Origin of the sequence: Sorangium sp. So ce321, from assembly GCF_051530195.1 — a bacterium.
Taxonomy (GTDB): Bacteria; Myxococcota_A; Polyangia; order Polyangiales; family Polyangiaceae; genus Sorangium.
Window position 1 is genome coordinate 2,253,414 of sequence record NZ_CP150329.1, and the last position, 16,159, is coordinate 2,269,572.

13 protein-coding genes, 1 tRNA gene and 1 pseudogene are annotated in these 16,159 nt (G+C 71.4%); 5 read left to right on the forward strand and 10 right to left on the reverse strand.

The window, feature by feature from the left end:
• Positions 1–18 precede the first annotated feature (18 nt).
• The 3 genes from WME89_RS08745 to WME89_RS08755 form a co-directional block, all read right to left on the reverse strand.
• Positions 19–1,134, reverse strand: a complete 1,116-nt coding sequence (locus WME89_RS08745) for an endonuclease/exonuclease/phosphatase family protein (RefSeq protein WP_438008761.1) — start codon at positions 1,132–1,134, stop codon at positions 19–21.
• A gap of 244 nt (positions 1,135–1,378) precedes the next feature.
• The gene (ettA, locus tag WME89_RS08750; RefSeq protein ID WP_437624674.1) at positions 1,379–3,052 is read right to left on the reverse strand and encodes an energy-dependent translational throttle protein EttA; all 1,674 of its coding nucleotides are present in this window, start codon (positions 3,050–3,052) and stop codon (positions 1,379–1,381) included.
• A gap of 333 nt (positions 3,053–3,385) precedes the next feature.
• On the reverse strand, positions 3,386–5,008 hold the full coding sequence (locus WME89_RS08755) for a lipopolysaccharide biosynthesis protein (RefSeq protein ID WP_438008762.1): 1,623 nt from the start codon (positions 5,006–5,008) through the stop codon (positions 3,386–3,388).
• A gap of 179 nt (positions 5,009–5,187) precedes the next feature.
• Here WME89_RS08755 and WME89_RS08760 point away from each other — a divergent pair.
• Positions 5,188–5,263: transfer RNA gene (locus WME89_RS08760), tRNA-Asn, on the forward strand.
• 339 nt (positions 5,264–5,602) lie between these two features.
• Here WME89_RS08760 and WME89_RS08765 read toward each other — a convergent pair.
• Complete coding sequence (locus WME89_RS08765) at positions 5,603–7,444, reverse strand: GmrSD restriction endonuclease domain-containing protein (RefSeq protein ID WP_438008763.1); 1,842 nt, start codon at positions 7,442–7,444, stop codon at positions 5,603–5,605.
• A 150-nt stretch (positions 7,445–7,594) separates the two neighbouring features.
• A pseudogene (locus tag WME89_RS08770) lies at positions 7,595–7,789 on the reverse strand (hypothetical protein); the annotation flags it as partial.
• An 11-nt stretch (positions 7,790–7,800) separates the two neighbouring features.
• Between WME89_RS08770 and WME89_RS08775 the strand changes: the two are divergent.
• Entirely contained in the window at positions 7,801–8,661 is an 861-nt protein-coding gene (locus tag WME89_RS08775; RefSeq protein ID WP_438008764.1) for a hypothetical protein, read from the forward strand.
• A 172-nt stretch (positions 8,662–8,833) separates the two neighbouring features.
• Positions 8,834–9,400, forward strand: coding sequence for a Uma2 family endonuclease (locus WME89_RS08780; protein WP_437652640.1), 567 nt, complete (start codon positions 8,834–8,836; stop codon positions 9,398–9,400).
• A 71-nt stretch (positions 9,401–9,471) separates the two neighbouring features.
• On the opposite strand, the gene WME89_RS08785 is transcribed toward WME89_RS08780, so the two are convergent.
• From WME89_RS08785 to WME89_RS08805, 5 genes are read right to left on the reverse strand one after another with little or no spacing between them, the layout of a single operon-like run.
• Positions 9,472–10,989 carry a site-specific DNA-methyltransferase gene (locus tag WME89_RS08785; protein WP_438008765.1) on the reverse strand — a complete coding sequence of 506 codons (1,518 nt, stop codon included), beginning with the start codon at positions 10,987–10,989 and terminating at the stop codon, positions 9,472–9,474.
• A 46-nt stretch (positions 10,990–11,035) separates the two neighbouring features.
• Entirely contained in the window at positions 11,036–11,779 is a 744-nt protein-coding gene (locus WME89_RS08790; protein ID WP_438008766.1) for an ABC transporter ATP-binding protein, read from the reverse strand.
• On the reverse strand, positions 11,779–12,588 hold the full coding sequence (locus WME89_RS08795; protein ID WP_438008767.1) for an ABC transporter permease: 810 nt from the start codon (positions 12,586–12,588) through the stop codon (positions 11,779–11,781). Before WME89_RS08795 ends, WME89_RS08790 begins: the two co-directional genes overlap by 1 nt.
• On the reverse strand, positions 12,585–13,442 hold the full coding sequence (gene modA / locus WME89_RS08800) for a molybdate ABC transporter substrate-binding protein (RefSeq protein ID WP_438008768.1): 858 nt from the start codon (positions 13,440–13,442) through the stop codon (positions 12,585–12,587). The genes WME89_RS08795 and modA overlap by 4 nt, the downstream gene beginning before the upstream one ends.
• Before the next feature lie 47 nt (positions 13,443–13,489).
• The gene (locus tag WME89_RS08805; RefSeq protein ID WP_438008769.1) at positions 13,490–14,602 is read right to left on the reverse strand and encodes a substrate-binding domain-containing protein; all 1,113 of its coding nucleotides are present in this window, start codon (positions 14,600–14,602) and stop codon (positions 13,490–13,492) included.
• 219 nt (positions 14,603–14,821) lie between these two features.
• Here WME89_RS08805 and WME89_RS08810 point away from each other — a divergent pair, with 219 nt between their 5' ends.
• Entirely contained in the window at positions 14,822–15,436 is a 615-nt protein-coding gene (locus WME89_RS08810) for a TetR/AcrR family transcriptional regulator (protein ID WP_438008770.1), read from the forward strand.
• Between the two features lie 76 nt (positions 15,437–15,512).
• Complete coding sequence (locus WME89_RS08815) at positions 15,513–16,076, forward strand: dihydrofolate reductase family protein (RefSeq protein ID WP_438008771.1); 564 nt, start codon at positions 15,513–15,515, stop codon at positions 16,074–16,076.
• Positions 16,077–16,159 lie beyond the last annotated feature (83 nt).

A 16,159-nucleotide genomic window follows, 5' to 3' on the forward strand; every position in this document is an offset into this window, starting at 1 on the left:
TGAACCGCGGTCGAACGCTTACGTGGGAGGGGTGACCCTGTACACGGAAAAGACCGGCGCGTGATCGCTGGCTTCGTCGACCGGCGGCCCGTGCGGGATCTGGACCGAGCCCGGGTCGAGCATGTCCCGGAGCAGCGGGTTGACCAGCTGGTGGTCGATGAGCTCTAGCTGTCCGTTGAAGTCGTACGTCCACCGATCCGCGGGCGGCACGGAGGCGGCGACGTCCGTGAAGGCGGCCGCGCCGGCGCCGGCGACGGCCTCGAAGGGGGGTGAGCCGGGCAGGTCGTTGAAGTCGCCCAGCACGGCGATGGCGGCGGTGGGGTGCTCGGCGGCGAGCGCGTCGGCGATGGCGCGGGCGCGCTGCGCCTCGGCCAGGCGCCGGTCCGGGTTGTCCGGCGCCGCCTTCGCCTTGAAGTGGACCCCGAGCAGGATGACCTTGCGGCCGGCGCGGGTGAGGTGGAGCTCCAGGCAGTCGCGCGTGAACGTATAGACAGGTCCCTGCGTGCCGCGGAGCGTGAAGCGGTCGTCCCGGTGCGACACGACCTTGTCGAACGGGATCTTCGAGATCGCGCCGACGTCGATGCCGCGCGGGTCGTACGCGTCGACGAGCGCGGCGTGCGGGTACGCGCCGCCGAACTCCGTGCGGTTCAGGTCCTCGAGCACGTCGAGGTTCTCGACCTCCTGGAGCACGGCGACGTCGGGGGCGAGCGCCGCGAGCACCGCCGCGACGGCCTCGCGCTTCTCGCGGTAGCGCGCGGGGCTGAGCAGGAGCTCATCGGCGACGTCGCTGTCCTCCTGGTCGTTGAACAAGTCCTTGGTGTTCCACGTGACGACCGCGAGCGGGGCGGTGTCGGGCGGCGGGCCGACCGGATCGGCGCCGCCGTCCGAGCCGCCGGCGCCGTGGTCGGCAGAGCCGCCGGCGCCGTGGTCGGCGGAGCCGCCGGCGCCGTGGTCGGCGGAGCCGCCCGCGCCCGCGGCCCCGCCGCCCCCGTCTCCGTTCGACGGGGCCACGGCGAACGGCGAGCGGGTCTCGGCGGCGTCCCGGCAGCCGGCGGCGGCCGTCGTCGCGAGCATGGCCGCCGCGGCGGCCGCGCTGAGCCATGCGCTACCTGCGCCCAGGGAGCTCCGGACCATGGAGGAGAAGAGCTACTGCGGGCGCCCGCGTCGCACCAGACCGGAAACGTGCTCCGGGGCTGGAGCGCCGCGAGACGCGGTGCGCTGGCCACCCGAGGCATCCCTCAAATCTTTCGGAAAATTCACAGGGAGGCGGGGAGGCGGGGAGGGAAATCTTCAAATACTCCCCGTCTCCCCGCCTCCCTGTTCAATTTCTCCGCTGAAAAGGGCTGCAAGATGAGGGGATTCCCTCAGCTGCGCGACATCAGCTCGCGGTGAGCTTGCGGTAGCGGATCTTGCGGGGCTCGGCGGCGTCGGCGCCGAGGCGGCGCTTCAGGTCGGCCTCGTAGTCGGCGTAGTTGCCCTCGAACCAGACGACCTTGCTGTCGCCCTCGAACGCCAGGATGTGGGTCGCGATCCGGTCGAGGAACCAGCGATCGTGGCTGATGACCACGGCGCAGCCGGCGAAGTTGAGCAGCGCCTCCTCGAGCGAGCGGAGGGTGTCGACGTCGAGGTCGTTCGTGGGCTCGTCGAGCAGGAGGACGTTGCCGCCGCGGCGGAGGAGCTTGGCGAGGTGGAGGCGGTTGCGCTCGCCGCCGGACAGGTCGCGGACCTTCTTCTGCTGGTCGCTGCCGGCGAAGTTGAAGCTGGAGACGTAGGCGCGCGAGTTGACCTCGCGCTTGCCGACGAGCAGCCGGTCCTCGCCGCCGGAGATCTCCTGCCAGACGTTGTTGTTCGGGTTGAGGGCGTCGCGCGACTGGTCGACGTACGCGAGCTCGACGGTCTCGCCGAGCCGGAGCGCGCCGCCGTCGGGCTGCTCCTGGCCCATGATCATGCGGAAGAGGGTGGTCTTGCCGGCGCCGTTCGGCCCGATGACGCCGACGATGCCGCCGCGCGGGAGGGAGAAGGTGAGGTCCTCGATGAGGACGCGGTCGCCGTAGCCCTTGCGGAGGTGGTCGGCCTCGACGACCACGTTCCCGAGGCGATTGCCGGCGGGGATGTGGATCTCGTTCTCCTCGACCTTCTTCGACCTGTCCTCGGCGAGGAGCGACTCGTAGGCGGCGAGGCGGGCCTTGCTCTTGGCCTGGCGTGCGCGCGGGGCCATGCGGACCCACTCGAGCTCGCGCTCGAGGGTGCGCTTGCGCGAGCTCTCCTGCTTCTGCTCCAGCTCGAGGCGCTTCTTCTTCTGCTCGAGCCAGCCTGTGTAGTTGCCCTCGTACGGGATGCCGGCGCCGCGGTCGAGCTCGAGGATCCAGCCGGCGACGTTGTCGAGGAAGTAGCGGTCGTGGGTGACGGCGACGACGGTGCCCGGGTAATCGTGGAGGAAGCGCTCGAGCCAGGCGACGCTCTCGGCGTCGAGGTGGTTGGTCGGCTCGTCGAGGAGCAGGATGTCGGGCTTCTCGAGGAGGAGCCTGCAGAGGGCGACGCGCCGGCGCTCGCCGCCGGAGAGCTTGGTGACGTCGGCGTCGGGCGGGGGGAGGCGGAGGGCGTCCATGGCGCGCTCGACGACGCGGTCGATCTCCCAGCCGTTGGCGGCCTCGATCTTGTCCTGGAGCGCGGCGTACTCCTCGAGGAGCGCCTCCATGTCGGGGGGCGACTCGCCGAGCTTGGTGCCGATCTCCTCGAAGCGCTGGACGAGGGAGCGGACGTCGTGCACGGCCATCTCGACGTGCTCGAGGACGGTCTTGCCTGCCTCGAGCTGCGGCTCCTGTGCGAGGTAGCCGATGCGGATGCCGTCGGCGGGCCTGGCCTCGCCGAGGTAGTCCTTGTCGACGCCCGCCATGATGCGGAGCAGGGTGCTCTTGCCGGCGCCGTTCGAGCCGAGGACGCCGATCTTCGCGCCCGGGTAGAAGGAGAGCCACAGGCCCTTCAGCACCTCCTTGTTCGGGGGGTGCACCTTCCGGACGTCCTGCATCGTGAAGATGAATTGAGGAGCCACGGTATCTCCTGCGTGTGCGCGCCCGGCGCGCGGCGGGTGGGGGATGGAGGCGCGCCGCCCGATCGACCGAGCGTCGACCGGGCGGGCCCCGGCCGCTGGCCGGATCAGGGAGACCGGCGTATGCGAGATTGCCGGCTGTCGGTCAAGAGGCGTCGACGGCAGGCGGCAGGGCGGCTCTGGCGGGCGGTCGCGGGGGGGCCTGAGGGGGCGAGAGGGGCGGGCGCGGGAGCGAGAGGATCGGGCGCGGGAGCGAGAGGATCGGGCGCGGGAGCGAGAGGATCGGCCGGCGGAAAGGGCAGGATCGCCGGCGGAGGCCGGCGGGCGTCGGTCAGCTCACGCCCGGCTACCGCCGCGGCCGAACGCCTGCCGGAGGATGGCCAGGTCGTCCCGGCCGACCTCGCGCGTCGCGACGAGGAGCGCCACGTAAACGAGGGCCACGAGGATCGCCTCGCCGAGCACGGCGACCTTGCCGAGCCACGGCAGCCGCGCGCCGATCGCGACCGCGACGGCGAGCGCGAGGCCCACGCGGAGCGCCGTCCGCGCAGGGACGAAGCCGCCGGCGGCGCGGTGGAGCAGGAAGCCCGAGACGACCGCGGCGGTGGCGAGCGCGAGCGAGGTGGCGATGGCGGAGCTCACCAGCATGTCGGGGCCGAAGGGGGCGCGCGGGACGAAGAGGGAGCAGCCGACCGCGACGAGGAGGACGGTGGTGGCGGTGAGCGCGGCTGCGGTGCGCTCCCGGCGGAGGCTGGTGAGGGCGGCCGAGGCGACGCCGAGGACGGCGAACGCGCCCATGCCGAGCGAGAGGATGCGGAGCGCGCCGCCGCCGCGGCTCCAGATCTCGACCGGGAAGGCGAAGCGCAGCACGTGCGGGGCGAGGCCCGAGATGGGGGCGCAGAGCAGGCCGGTGAGCAGGAACGAGAGGCGGACGCCGGTCATGGCGTAGCGGCGCACGGCGGCGCGGTCCTGCTCGGCGTGCGCGCGGGCGAGCATCGGGAAGAGGATGAACGTGACGGACAGGAGCAGCTGATAGGGGAGGAACGCGAAGAGCTGCGCGCCGCGGTAGACGCCGATGAGGTCGTCGGCGGCCCTGGCGCCGAGCGCGAGGTGGTTGGTGGCCTGGCCGAGGAAGCGGCGCAGGAGGAAGAAGTCGGTCTGGAGCAGGAGGTTCAGGAAGGTCTGCGAGACGGCGAGCGGCAGGAGGAAGACGAGGTGCTCGCGGATCGAGGGGCCGGCGCTGCCGCGGCGGCCGAGGCCGGTCCGGGTGAGCGCGAGGGGGACGATGATGGCGGCGGCGGTGACGAAGCCGGCGATCGCGCCGAGGACGCCGCTCTGGCCGGCGCGGAGGAAGAGGAGGGCGCCGGCGGCGATGCTCGCGGTGCGGAGCGCGCCGTAGCCGACGTCGAAGGCGGCCTGGGTGAGGAAGCGCCGCTGGCCGTTGAGCGCGCCGACGAGCGGGGCGTAGAGGCCGTAGAGGAGGACGACGGCGGCGGCGAGCCGCAGCGGGCCGGCGACGTGCGGCGCCTCGGAGAAGGAGGCGATGGCGCCGGCAAGGAGCGCGAAGGCCGAGGAGACGGCCACGGCGAGGACGGCGTGGAGGGCGAGCGTGCGGCGGAAGGCCTCGGCGACGTCGCGCTCGGCGACGCTGGAGACGGCGCGCGAGACGCCCTGGATGCCGGTCGCGACGATGACGTTGTTGACGACGCCGACCCCGGCGAGGACGACGGAGACCTCGCCGTAGCCGTCGGTGCCGAGCAGCCGGGGGAGGATGAGCTGCTGGACGAAGCCGAAGACGATGAAGGAGACCTTGGCGCCCGCGATGGCAAGGCCGCCGCGGCCGGCGGAGCGGGCGGCGGAGGGGGAGGGATCCGGGGAGGCGGGGGCCGTGGCCGGGAGGGGCGGCGAGGGGTCCGGGGCGTCCGGCGGCTGCGGCGGAAGGGGCACGGCGGGGCGCGACACGGCGGCGTTGTCGCAGAAGCACGCCGGGCGGGCAATCTCGCGGGAGCGGGCGAGGCGAAGCACGCGGGGGCGGGGGAGGGAGCGGGCGAGCTCGCAGGCGCGTCACCAAAGTGAAGCGGCGTGCGGATTCGCTTGACGGGAAGAGCCGGCTGACTATTCTCGCGCCGTCTCCAACGCATTCCAGCTTAGCTCAGTTGGTAGAGCAGGCGGCTGTTAACCGCCGGGTCGCTGGTTCGAGTCCAGCAGCTGGAGCCATCCTTCTCTCGTCGCGAAGTTCAGGCGAGAGCCAGTCAACAGGAGCCCCCGAGGAGAGATCCGAGGGGGCTTCGCTGCTTCTGCGCAGAGCCTGGGCCTTCGCGGGCACGCGCGCCGCGCGTGACGACGCGGCGCGCAGGGCAGAGAGCGCGCCATAGCGATCATCTCACCCGCCGGGGACAGCTTCTCGCCTCTCTCTCGGCATCCGCCGGAGAGAGAGGGGGCTGAGGCCGATTCACCGGGGCTGCTCAACATGAGCCGCCATCGCGCGGAGTTCGCGAACTCGCGGACGCGTGGAGATCGAGCGGCACCCACGACGACGCACCTGCTGACCGAGTCTCAGGCGTCGCTCTCGCCGTCGTCGTCCCCCTCATCGTCCGCGACGATCGGCGACGCCTCGGTGGGGGCCTTGCCCATGGCCCGCTCCACGAGCCCGAGGAGCGCGGCTTTGCGGGCTGCATAGAAGGCCTCGAACGAGTCGGCGCGCAGCAGCGCAGGATCGATGACGTGGCTCTTCAGGATGGCGTCCATCGCGGCGTCCTTGAGCTGGACCTGCGCGTGGGATTGGATCTGCGCCAGGTACAGCGAAGGCGCCCGGCCGCCGATCATCCTGTTCGCCTTGTACGAGATGGCCGTCTTGTTGATGATCGCGTCGAAGATGCGCGGCGGGATTCCGCGCTCCTCGCACCACTTCTTCGGGAAGATGTGGTGGATGTCCAGCTTCACATCATCAAGGTCGAGATCGACCATCCGCGCCTTCCAGAAGAAGTCACAGGCCCCCTCGCGCTGCAGCAGCACGTACAAGCCGCGGTAGGCCGCGCTCGTGCGCGAGCGGAGGGTATCGAGTCGGTTCGGATTGAACCCGGCAGCCTGGACCGTCGCGGGCTCGGGCGCCGAGGCGTCTTCGATCCACGCCATCAGCTGCTGGACATCGAGCGCGATGCGGGTCTCCACCGCCCCACCGTACAGCTCGCCCAAGACGCCACACCAGAACCAGCGTGCGAGCTTCGCCTTGATCTGTGGCTCGAGCCATCGCTCGCCGAGGCGCGCGAGCACGGCTGCGAGCGGCGTGAGTTGCGTGCGGTACGGGAGGAACTTGGGGTGATGAAACCCTTCACTGCGCAGGAAACGCTCGGCCTGCTCGAAGCCCTTGGTCAGTAGCTCCGACCACTTCTCGTAGGCGGCGAGCGGCATGTCGAGGATGTGCTCACGCTTGGCCGTGACGCCGGTAGTCTCCTTTGCTGAACGTCCTGCTGCGAGGTCCCGCGCGCGGCGCTCCGAGGAGTACAGGAGCGACACGCCCTGAAGGAAGTCCGTCGGCTGAAGGTCGCGCAGAAGCGGCCGCTTGCTGAGACGAGCATGCCGGCCCGCGTGACCGCGGCCGCCGAGCCAATCGTCGCGAAGGTTGAACCCATCGGCAGCCCACGTCGCCGTGACGAGCTCGAAGACCGAGAGCGGAACGCCCCCGGTGTTCACCTTCTCGAACACCAGGCAGACGGCTTCCTTCGAGGTCTCCTTCTTCAGGCTGATGACCGGCAGCATGTAGCTGCGGAACGGTTCGACCACCTGGCGCCTGAACTTCATGAAGCGGACGAGCTTGTCTGGAGCCCTCTCCGAGAGGAGCTGCTCCCAGTCGTCCGAGTTCAGGATCTGGCTACACGGGAAGTGGAACGCCTCGAGCTCCTTCTCACGGGTGCTCAGGTCGAGGTCGACCTTGCGCCCGAACACACTGCGCAGGGTCCGTTGCTCGTCGACGGCAACGATCGCATCCGCCAGTGACTCAGGCCCCTCGAGCGCCTTCTCGATGTTGAAATAGTAGTGGAGGCGGAGGTCCCTTTTCTTCGCGTCGCGCGTCGCAACTGGCTTGTCGAACTTCAGGACCTGGGTGAGCGACGTGAGGCGTTGCTGCCCGTCCAGGATCAGCTCTTCGGCGAGGCGCGCAGACTTGGGCGGCAGCTCGACGCCTTCGACGGGCCGGACCTGGAACCGGGCCTCGCCCCCGGTCTCGAGGAGCATCACCGAGCCGATCGGGAAGGAGCGCGCGATGGAGACGAGCAGGGACCGGATGTGCTCGTCGTCCCACACCCACCCTCGTTGGAAGTCGGGCAGCTGCAGCTTGCCCTCCACCACCCTGGAAAGGAGCACGCTGAGCTGGGTTTTGGTCGAGTCGAATGTGGACATGAGCACCGATGACGGACGGCCGCGCCGCGAGGGATCGAGGATACCCCAGGAACCATTCCGGGTACACTGAGTCGTTCGGCCACGGTGCGAGGCGCCAGCGCCCAACCGTCGGAGCTCATCCCACCGGCTTCAGGAGCGGCTGCGTGATGGTCAGTAGTGCTGGCGGATGTAGCCGTAGGCGCGATCGAAGAGGTGCGCGTCCTGGTGGAGCTGGTACTTGAGCAGGCTCTTGCGCAGGGCCTTCTCCACCTCGCGCTCGCCGGCTGCCGTGTTCTGCCAGCCGGGGAAGCGGACGAGCCGTACGATCTCGTCGATGTCGGCGACCACGCGCTCGACCATGAGGGGTCAACGTCATCATGGCAAAGCAAGGATCGGACTTCGATCGCTGGTTCAAGGTCGCCGCCGGGTCGGAGCGGACCGACAACCCGCTGAACATTCCGTACGACATCGCCGTGCGCGAGGCGGTCGCCGCCGCGGCGTTCGTGAAGAAGTACTGGGAGCCCGACGGCGATCGCCCGGGCCTCAAGCGGGTCAAGAGCCGCCTGCCCGCCTCGAGCAGCGAGGAGCTGCTCTCCATCGTGCACGCCGTGCAGGAAGCGCAGACGCGGCTGCTCCTCGTCGTCGATCCGGCCGTGGCCGATCTCGGCGAGCGCGCCCGGTTCGTGGTCGATGAGCTCGAGTCGGCGCTCGAGTTCCTGCTCGACGACGACGTCGACGAGCCCGCCGACGCGCAGCTCGCGCGCATCAAGGAGTTCCACGCGCAAGACGGCCAGCGCTCGAGCGCCCTCTCCCAGGCGCTCCGCGACTACGCGGGGCTCGCGGAGTCGCTCAAGGACCGCCTGGTCGAGGCGGACGAGGCGTTCGACGTGCGCCTCATCGCCGAGGCCAGGAAGCTCGCGGAGGACCTGCAACGGCGAGCGCTGGCGGCGGCCCCCGAAGCCGGCGCCTCGGCCGCCGCGACCACGACCCGCAACCAGCTCCTGCACCTCATGGTCGCGCGGGTCGGCGCCATCCGGAAGACGGCGGCCCACGTCTTCCGGCGCCACCCCGAGATCGCCCGCGAGGTGACGAGCGCCTACGAGCGGCGCCGGCGCGCGGCGGCGCGGCGCGAGAAGGCCCGCAAGGCCGCCGAGCCCGGACAGGCCAACGGCAAGCCGGCGGCGGCGCCCGCGCCCGCGACCCCCGCGCCCGCGACCCCCGCGCCCGTGACCTCCTAGTTCCGCCCGCCCGGCATGCTCGCTGGCCAGCTGGGGCGCCGGCGCTCAATCCCCCGGCTGGACGGCGACGGAGTATTCGCCGTCGGCCATCACGATGGAGCCACCGCCCGAACGGACTTGCTATCGTCGAGGCATGACCGCATCGGCGCCGAAGGCTGCCCGTCCCGCGACCTTGGAGGATCTCCTTGCGATCCCGGAGGAGGAGCGGCGCCACGAGCTCATCGAGGGCAGCATCGTCGAGAAGGGGGCCGCGACCGGCGAGCACGGGGCCGTGCAGCGCAAGCTCTCCGCCTACGTCGACCCCTACGATCAGCGCCCCGGCGGGCGCAGGCCCGGGGGATGGTGGTTCGCCACCGAGGTCGATGTCTACTTCGACGCCGCGAACACCTTCCGCCCCGACGTGGTCGGCTGGCGACGAGGCCGCGTCCCGGAGCGCCCGCGCGGTATCCCGATCATGGTGCGCCCCGATTGGATCTGCGAGATCCTCTCGACGAACAAGCGGAACGATCTCATCAAGAAGAAGCGCGTCTATCACCGGCACCAGGTTCCGCACTACTGGATCATCGACCCCCAGGAAGAGACCCTGGCCGTCTATCGCTGGACGCAGGAAGGTTACGTCGAGATCCTCGCCGCCGAGCGCGGCGAGCAGGTCCGGGCCGAGCCGTTCGAGACGACTCCGCTGCAGGTCGGCGTGCTCTTCGGCGACGACGAAGACGACGAGCCCGTGCGGGAACCCTAGCCAGGCCGTTGCGACGTTACGGCGCGCCCCTGTTCGCGTACAGCGCCGCGAGCCCGCCGACGGTCGTGCCGTCAGTGATCGCGTCGTGCGGGATGAGCACGTAGCGCCACGGCTTGCCCTTGTTCGCTGTCTCGCGGGCGGTCGCATGCTTGCACCACGTCGCGGCCGTCCGCGCCTTCGCGAGCACGACAGGATCCTGCAGCTGGTCGGCGCGCCTGGGATCGCACAGCAGCTTCTCCGCCGAGAGAGGGCGCGAGGTCGAAGAAGCGGAAGCCCCCCCCGCCTCGCCAGCCCGTCGTCGCGGTGACCCCGCCCTTGTCGGAGCCGTCGATCACGGATCGGAGGCGCGGGAGCACATGCGTCCTGCAGTGGTCCCCCATCTCCACCATGATCCAGCGACGCCCCATCTTGTGGGCGACGGCCCCTGTCGTCCCGGAGCCAGCAAAGGCGTCGAGGACCCAGTCGCCCGGCTCGGTGACCAGCTTCAGCAGGCGCCTGATCAGAAACTCGGGCTTCTTGCCGCGGCGAAAGTCCACGTCGCCCTCGTTCGCCAGGTTGGCCTTCGGGATGTCGGCGTGAGCCCAGAAGTCGGACTGTTTGCCGGTCCGGACCACCCGGCCATCCACGAGCTTCGCGGTGTCCTTCAGCCAGACCGCCGCCTGGCCGTCCATGTAGTACACGGTCGTGCGCTCGCCCTCCCTCTTGCCGCGCGACACGAGGTAGTCCGCCGAGAAGAAGCCGTCCTTGCAGTGCGAGATGATGCGGTTCTGAAACTCGTTTTCCTTCTGGATGCTGGTAAGCCGGAATATCGCCGCGAAGTGCCTGGCGTACTCCGCGTCGATCTCCTCCTTGCGCTTCTCGAAGTCGCGGAGCGAGATGCTCTGCACGTCGAAGCCGGAGTGCTTGTAGATGACCACCGGCTCCCCGGTCGAGGGCGCCTTGAACCGCGCGACCTCCCTCCGCGCCCCCGCCGAGACCAGCACCCGGTTGTAGCGCTTCATCGCGCTCGGCTCGAGGGGGCCTTCGCCCTGCAGGTCCACGGCGCTGAACCTCGAGCGATCCTTCGTGTAGGCCAGGATGTACTCGTGCGTGTTCACGAGGAAGGCCCCACCCTGGCCGATGCCCGAGACGCCGGACCGCTCGTAGGCGATCTGCCCCAGGAACTGGGGGCGGCCGAACACCTCGTCGAGCACGACCTTCATGTAGTGCACTTCCTCCTGATCGAGATGGACGAAGAGCACCCCGCCGTCGGCCATGAGCGTGCGCATCAGCTCGACACGCCTGGCCATCAGATCCAGCCAGAGAGAGTGCTCGACGCCGTCGTCGTAGTGCTCGAACGCCTTTCCGGTGTTGAACGGCGGATCGATGTAGATGCACTTGATCTTGCCCGCGAACTCCTGCTCCAGCGCCTTCAGGGCGAGCAGGTTGTCCCCGTGGATCAGGCGGTTGTCGAAGAGGTCGTGGTCCGTGACGCGCTCCGCGGCGTGGTACGAGAGCGCGGTGTCCTCGAGCAGGATCCGCGGCTCCAGGCGGAGCCGCTCCTCCTTGCCGATCCACGTGAGCTCCAGTCGTTTTCTTCTCTCTGCCATGGCTTCGGTAGGTCCGGCTGGCGTGGTCCATCCGGAAGAAAGGCGGCTATTCTCCTCCCCGCGCGGACGCGACGAGCTCCTCCACGAAGCGCGACGCCGGCCGGGCGGCGAGCTCGTCCCACGTGCCTGTCTGCGTCACGCGCCCTGCCTCGAGGACGGCGATGCGGTGCCCGAGGAGCCGCGCGTCCGACGCGTCGTGCGTGACGACGATCGTCGGCAGCGCGAGCGCCCGCAGGTAGCCCGCGAGGAACGTCCGGACCTCGCGGCGAGAATGGACGTCGAGCGCGGCGAGCGGCTCGTCGAGCAGCAGCGCGCGCGGGCTCACCGAGAGGGCGCGCGCGAGGGCAACGCGCTGCTTCTCGCCCCCGGAGAGCGCCTGCGTCCGGCGCCCGGCGTGGGCCGCGATGCCGAGCTCGTTCAGCATCGCGTCGACGCGCTCGGCGCGGGCCGCGCCCCTCGGCCGCGGCGGCGCGCTCCTCACCGCGAAGTCGACGTTCTCGCGGACGCTCAGGTGCGGGAACAGCGCATAATCCTGGGGCACATAGCCAATCCGGCGCTCCTCGACAGGCACGTCGCGCCCGCGCGCCGTGTCGAGGAGCACCGCGGCTCCGACCTCCACCCGACCCCGCTCCACGGGCAGCACGCCCAGCAGGACCGAGAGCAGGCTCGTCTTCCCGGCGCCGTTCGGCCCCACCAGCGCCAGCGTCCCGCCGCCCGTGTCGATGTCCACATCGAGGAGCAGCCGCCCGACGCGCGCGACGACGCGGGCCCGCAGGCTCTCGGCGCCCATCAGCGCTTCGCCTCGGGCAGCTCGGTGGAGCGCCGCGCCACGGCCCGCACGAACACGAGCAGCGCGAACGCCACGACGACAAGGACGATCGACAGCGCCTGCGCGGCGCGCATGTCCGACTCGAGCGCCGTGTAGATGGCGAGCGGCAACGTCTGCGTCTCCCCCTGCAGGTTCCCGGCGAACATGAGCGTCGCGCCGAACTCGCCGAGGGAGCGGGCCCAGCTCATCGCCGCGCCCGCGACGAGCCCCGGGGCCGAGAGCGGCAGCGCCACGCGGAAGAACACCCGCAGCGGCGTCGCGCCGAAGGTCCGCGCCACGACGAGGAGCCTCGCGTCGATCCGACGGAACGCGCTCGCCGCCGCCTGCACGAAGAACGGCGCCGAGACGAACACCTCGGCCATCACCACGGCGGTCGTCGTGAACGTCACCGACCACCCCTCCGGGTAGAGCCAGCCAGCCAGGAGCCCGCGCCGCCCGAACGCGAGCAGCATCGCGACCCCGGCGACCGCGGGCGGGATCACGATCGGCAGCTGCACCGCCACCTCGAGCGCCCGCGAGAGCCGCCCCCGCGCGCGCGCCAGCGTCCAGGCGAGCGGCGTCCCCAGGATCACCACGAGGAAGAGGCTCGCCGAGGTCGTGACGAGGCTCAGGCGGAGCGCGGGCCACACGAGCGGGTGGCGCAGCCCCTGCGCGACGTCCGCCGCCGTGGCCGTCGCGAAGAGGGCCAGGACCGGGACAGCCAGGAACGCCACGAGGACCGCGCCCACCGCGGCCAGGGCGCCCCGCTCCGCACGGAGGCGCGCGCTCACGGGCCCGACCCGCCCCCGGGACGCCCGAGGAACCCGGCGCGCTGCAAGGCGCCCTGCCCGGCCTCCGAGAGGACCAGATCGACCCACGCGCGCGCGAGCCCGGGGTGCGCGGCGCCGACCACGACAGCGATCGGGTACCCGGCGATGACGTTGATGTCGGGCGGGATCGCCACGATCGACACGTCGTCCGGCGCCGCCTGCGCCGCCTGCGCCGCTTGCGCCGCCCGCGCGTCCGTCCGGTAGGCGACGCCGGCCTGGGCCTCGCCGAGGCGCACCTTGGCCAGCACCTGGCGCACGTTGAGCTCGCGCGACACGACCCTCGCCTCGACGCGCGCGCGGAAGTCGGCGCCCATGGACATGGACGCGCGATCGAGGATCTCCTGCGTGTAGCGGCCGATCGGGACCTCCGGGGCGCCGATGACGATGCGGGTCGCGGCGGGGAGGTCCGCGAGCCCCCGGATCGTCCCGGCGCTCTCCCTCGCGACGACGATCACGGGCTCGTTGCGCGCGAAGACGGCGGGGCTCACCGCGCGCCCGGACCTCACGAGCTCGTCCATGTGGCGCTGATCGGCCGAGGCGAACACGTCGACCGCGGCGCCTTGCTCGAGCTGCGCGCGGAGCTCCTGCGTGCCGGCGAAGTTGAACGTGACCTCGACGCCGGCGTGAGCGCGCTCGAAGTCCTCGCCCATCGTGGTGAACACGTCCCGGAGCGAGGCGGCGGCAAAGACGACCAGCCGGTCCTCGCGCCCGGCAGGCGGCGCCTCCGAGCGCTGGCAGCCGCCAGCCGAGACGAGCCACGCCGCCACGAGCGCGAGCAGGAGGAGCCGCGAACGCCACCTCCGGACGCCGCGCATCGGCGCGACGCCTCGGCTCCGCCTGTCCCTCGCCCTCGCTCGCGCCATCACGCCGCCGCGACCTCGGCGACCCGCTCGCCCGCCGGGCGGACGTCGTAGCCGAGCACCGAGAGCTCACGGCGGAACTCCCCCGAGACGAGGACGTCCAGCAGGCGCTGCACCCTGGCGTCGGCGAGCGCCTCGCGCGGGACCGCGAGGTCGTAACGCTCCTCGGCCAGGGTCACGAAGCCGAGCCCGAACGCCATCGCGGCGTCGCGCGTGGCGACCCCCGCGTCCGCCGCGCCCATCGCCACGGCGCGCGCGACGTCGAGGTGGCCCGCGACCCGCAGCTGCGGCTTGCGCGCGAGCTCGAGCGGCAGCCCGCGAGCGCGCACCTCGCGCTCGAGGAGCCGCTGGGCGCCGGCGCCCGCCTCGCGGCCGGCGAGCCGCAGGCCGGGGCGGCCGAGGTCGGCGACGCCACGGATGCGGCCCGCTTCCTCGCGGCGAACCACGAGGCCCGCTTCCCAGCGCGCCAGCGTGATGAGGACGATCGGCTCGCAGTGGCCGAGCCGGCGGACATCGGCGACGTTCGCCTCGCCCGTGCGCGCATCGACGAGGTGAACGCCCGCGACGTGGGCGCGCCGCCGCGCCAGCGCCTGGAGGGCCGCGGTGCTCGAGCGGGGGAACCAGAGGAACCGGCCCGGCCCAGGCCTCGTGTTCAGCCGGTCGGCGAGCAGCCCGAGGCCAGCGGCGCAGCCCATCATCACGACGTTCTCCTCCACCTCGGCGAGCGCCCGGAGGGGCTCGACCTCCGCCTTCCCGCGCCGCTCGGCCGTCACGATGCCGTCCGCGGCCACCCGCACCGCGTCCTCGACGAGCGGGTAGGCGACCCAGCGGCCCGCGATGCGCGCCATCGCGGCGCGGCCCGGCGCCGCCGGACCGTCGGCCTCGGCGGTGACGACCGCCGCCCCACGCGCGGGCGCGTCGTCGAAGAGGTCCTCGACCCGGCAGTCGAGGGCCCTCGCGAGGCGCAGCGCGACGTCGACCGCCGGCGTGGCGCGGCCCGCCTCGATGGCGCCCACGCTCTGCCGCGTGAGGCTGGCGCGCTCCGCGAGCGCGACCTGCGACAGCCCGCGCACCTCGCGCCGCTCCCGGACCCGGTTCGCAGCTCGGTCGACCATGACAAGCATCCTTTACACCGAGGAAGGCGTACGCGTCATCCATGGACGTGCGCCTCCACACCACCTCGGGCCGAGCCGCCCTGCTCGAGCGCGCCGGAAGCTCACCTCCATCGCCCGTCCGCGCGCCCCCTCCCGGTACCCATCGAAGCCGGCGCGAACGCGGCGCTTGCCCTCCATACCGACCTGTTGGTACGGTCCATACCGACCGGTGGGTATTGTATGAAATCACCTGACGCCACGCGAGATTCGAGGTCGCAGCTCGTCGACGCCGCCATCCGGATGATCCGCTCGAAGGGGTACGTCGCGACCCGGGTGGAAGACGTGTGCGAGGCGGCCGGCCTGACCAAGGGGAGCTTCTTCCATCACTTCAAGAGCAAGGAAGACGTGGCGCTGGCGGCGGCCGAGCGCTTCGCCGCGATGGCCGACAGCAGGTTCGCGGCGGCTCCGTATACGAGCGCGACCGACCCTCTCGAGCGGCTGCTCGGGTACGTCGACTTCCGCATCGCCATGCTCCGGGGCGCGCTGCCGGACTTCACGTGCCTGCTCGGGACGATGGTGCAGGAGACCTACGGCACCCACCCCGCGATCCGCGCGGCCTGCGACAAGCACATCAGCGCGCACGCGGCGTCCGTGGCCCAGGACATCGCCGCCGCCAGGAGCCGCTACGCGCCCGAGGCGCGGTGGAGCGCCGACGGCCTCGCGCTCTTCACGCAGGCCGTGCTCCAGGGCGCGTTCGTCCTCGCGAAGGCGAGGGGCGGGCGCGACGTGGCGGCCGAGTGCCTCGGCCACCTGCGCCGCTACCTGGAGCTCCTGTTCACCGGGGACAGCCCGTGAGTCGCCTCGGGACCGCGATCATCTCAGGGGCTTACCCGCTCGCTCGTTGACGGAAACCGAACCGCTGGAGGTCGACATGGGAACAGTGAAGGTGTTCAACTTCGTGACGCTCGATGGCTATTTCGCCGGTCCCAGCGGGGACGTCAGCTGGAACAGCCACGGCGCGGAAGAGGGGGAGTTCGCCGCCAGCTCGCTCGGCTCCGGAAGCACGCTCCTGTTCGGGCGCGTGACGTACGAGCACATGGCGAGCTTCTGGCCGACGCCGGCCGCGATAAAGAACGCCCCGGCCGTCGCCGAGGGCATGAACCGCGCGGAGAAGGTCGTCTTCTCGAGGACGCTGGAGAAGGCCGAGTGGAGCAACACGAGGCTCTCGAAGGGCAACCTCGAGGAGGAGGTGCGGCGGATGAAGGAGGTGCCCGGGAAGAGCATGACGGTCCTGGGCAGCGGGAGCATCGTGACCCAGCTGGCGCAGGCGGGCCTGGTCGACGAGTTCGCGATCATGGTGAACCCCGTGGCCCTGGGCGACGGTCGGTCGATATTCAAGGGGCTCAAGGAGAGGCTCAACCTGAAGCTCACGGCGACAAAGACGTTCAGGAGCGGGGTCGTCCTCCTGTCCTACCAGACCGTCGAGAAGGGGTGAGCTCGCCAGTCGGCCGCGACGCCGCGCCCCCGGGCGCGCGGCGAGCTCGCGACGACGGACCTGGCGGGGCGCGCGGCGGGCTG

Bases quoted from the DNA above. Each gene is read 5' to 3' on its own strand.
- WME89_RS08745 (WP_438008761.1), bottom strand. From the start codon at position 1,134: ATGGTCCGGAGCTCCCTGGGCGCAGGTAGCGCATGGCTCAGCGCGGCC.
- WME89_RS08765 (WP_438008763.1), bottom strand. From the start codon at position 7,444: ATGTCCACATTCGACTCGACCAAAACCCAGCTCAGCGTGCTCCTTTCC.
- WME89_RS08775 (WP_438008764.1), top strand. From the start codon at position 7,801: ATGGCAAAGCAAGGATCGGACTTCGATCGCTGGTTCAAGGTCGCCGCC.
- WME89_RS08785 (WP_438008765.1), bottom strand. From the start codon at position 10,989: ATGGCAGAGAGAAGAAAACGACTGGAGCTCACGTGGATCGGCAAGGAG.
- WME89_RS08790 (WP_438008766.1), bottom strand. From the start codon at position 11,779: ATGGGCGCCGAGAGCCTGCGGGCCCGCGTCGTCGCGCGCGTCGGGCGG.
- modA (WP_438008768.1), bottom strand. From the start codon at position 13,442: ATGCGCGGCGTCCGGAGGTGGCGTTCGCGGCTCCTCCTGCTCGCGCTC.
- WME89_RS08805 (WP_438008769.1), bottom strand. From the start codon at position 14,602: ATGGTCGACCGAGCTGCGAACCGGGTCCGGGAGCGGCGCGAGGTGCGC.
- WME89_RS08810 (WP_438008770.1), top strand. From the start codon at position 14,822: ATGAAATCACCTGACGCCACGCGAGATTCGAGGTCGCAGCTCGTCGAC.
- WME89_RS08815 (WP_438008771.1), top strand. From the start codon at position 15,513: ATGGGAACAGTGAAGGTGTTCAACTTCGTGACGCTCGATGGCTATTTC.